General features: G+C 74.3%; 2 protein-coding genes. One reads left to right on the plus strand and one right to left on the minus strand.

What is annotated here, in order from left to right; all coding sequences use genetic code 11:
- Positions 1–75: 75 nt before the first annotated feature.
- Positions 76–546: an XRE family transcriptional regulator gene (locus ABZ885_RS40750; RefSeq protein ID WP_360200201.1), complete on the minus strand. Its 471-nt coding sequence runs from the start codon at positions 544–546 to the stop codon at positions 76–78.
- 103 nt (positions 547–649) lie between these two features.
- Between ABZ885_RS40750 and ABZ885_RS40755 the strand changes: the two genes are divergently transcribed.
- Positions 650–1663: MFS transporter (locus ABZ885_RS40755; RefSeq protein ID WP_360200203.1), on the plus strand; the 1014-nt coding region annotated here is incomplete at its 3' end.

The raw sequence follows: 1663 nt of genomic DNA on the forward strand, positions 1-1663 counted from the left end.
CGTCGGCCGGGGGCCGGACCTCGTCGCGGGGCGGCTCGGACGAGCTGGGCGAGGCCCAGCCCGGAGTGTCGGTCATCACTGCTCCTCGGAGGGGCTCACCTCGCCGGGGCGGAGGGTGAACTCCCGCTCGCCGAGGAGCAGGCGCAGCTCGCCCGCGAGGACGTAGAGCCACTCGTAGCCGTGGTGGGTGACCAGCTTCGGTTCGCGCGGCTGCAGCACCTGCTTGAACACCTGCACCCGGCCCGGGTACTGGGTGAGCGGTACGAGGACGCTCCCGTGGCCCTTGTGCAGGGGCGTCAGGTGGACCCGCGGGTCGCCGGTGGCCGGGGCGGCGACCAGCTGGTCGAGGGCGATCCGGTGGGCCCGGGCGAGCGGGATGAGCAGGTCGAGCGTGGGGCTCCGTTTGCCCGACTCCAGCCGGGAGAGGGTGCTCAACGAGAGCCCGGTGGTGGCCGCGAGCTCCTTGAGCGTGAGGCCGCGGTCGTGCCGGAGCGCCCGCAGCCGGGGCCCGATGGCGTCGAGGAGCGCCTCGAGTTCGGTGTCCATGCGGCCCAGTCTGCCAGTTTGCGGTTTCCGCAAATCTGCTGGGCAGTGGTGTCCGGCCGGTCCGAGCATGACGGGGAGATCGTTCCGGACCGAGAGGTGAGCCGTGACCACGACCGCGCTACCGACCGCTGCGCCACCCGCGCCGCCCGCACTCAGTGTGCGCCGACGCTGGACGGTGCTGGCCGTCTGCTGCCTGAGCATGTTCCTGGTGGGGCTGGACACCACCATCGTCAACGTCGGACTGCCGGCGATCGGGCACGGCCTGGGGGTGGGGACGCGCGGTCTGGAGTGGATCGTCGACGCCTACACCCTCGTCCTGGCGAGCCTGCTGATCACCTCCGGCTCGCTGGCGGACCGGTTCGGGCGGCGCCGGGTCTTCCAGGCCGGCCTCGCCGTGTTCGGGGTGGCCTCGCTGGCCTGCGCCCTCGCGCCCTCCGTCGGGGTGCTGGTCGCCGCCCGGGCGGTGCAGGGGGTGGGCGCCTCGATGCTGAGCCCGGTGGCGCTCGCGATCGTCGTGAACGCCATGCCCGACCCGCGGGAGCGGGCCCAGGCGATCGGCGTCTGGGCGGCGGTCTTCGGGCTCAGCATGGCCGCCGGACCCGTCACCGGCGGCGCGCTCGTCGCCGCGCTCGGCTGGCAGTCGGTGTTCTGGGCCGGCGTGCCGGTCGTCGTGGTGGCACTCGTGCTCAGCGCGGTGTTCGTCCCGGAGTCCCGGGCGGCGCAGGCGCAGCGGCTCGACCTGCCCGGGCAGGCGCTGCTCACGGTGGTCGTCGGCGTCTCGGTCGGCGTCCTGCTCGAAGGCCCCCGCCTGGGGTGGACGTCACTCCCGGTGCTGGCCGGGTGTGCCGTCGCCGTCCTCGCGGTGGCCGGCTTCGGACGGGTCGAGGCGCGCCGGAGCGAGCCGCTGATGGACCTCGGGCTCTTCCGGCGGCCGGCCTTCACGACCGCGGTCCTGGGGGCGGTGGCGGTGTTCGTGGCGCTGAACGTGACGCTGCTGCTCAACACCTTCTACCTCCAGCACACCCGGGGCTGGTCGCCACTGACGAGCGGGGTGGCGACGCTGCCGCTGGCGCTGGGCGCGACCGTCTGCGCGCCGCTGTCCGGCCGGCTGGTGGGC

The sequence above is a fragment of the Kitasatospora sp. NPDC047058 genome (assembly GCF_040643935.1).
Taxonomy (GTDB): Bacteria; Actinomycetota; Actinomycetes; order Streptomycetales; family Streptomycetaceae; genus Kitasatospora.

Excerpts from the sequence above, each read along its gene's own strand:
- ABZ885_RS40750 (WP_360200201.1), bottom strand. The coding sequence starts at position 546 with ATGGACACCGAACTCGAGGCGCTCCTCGACGCCATCGGGCCCCGGCTG.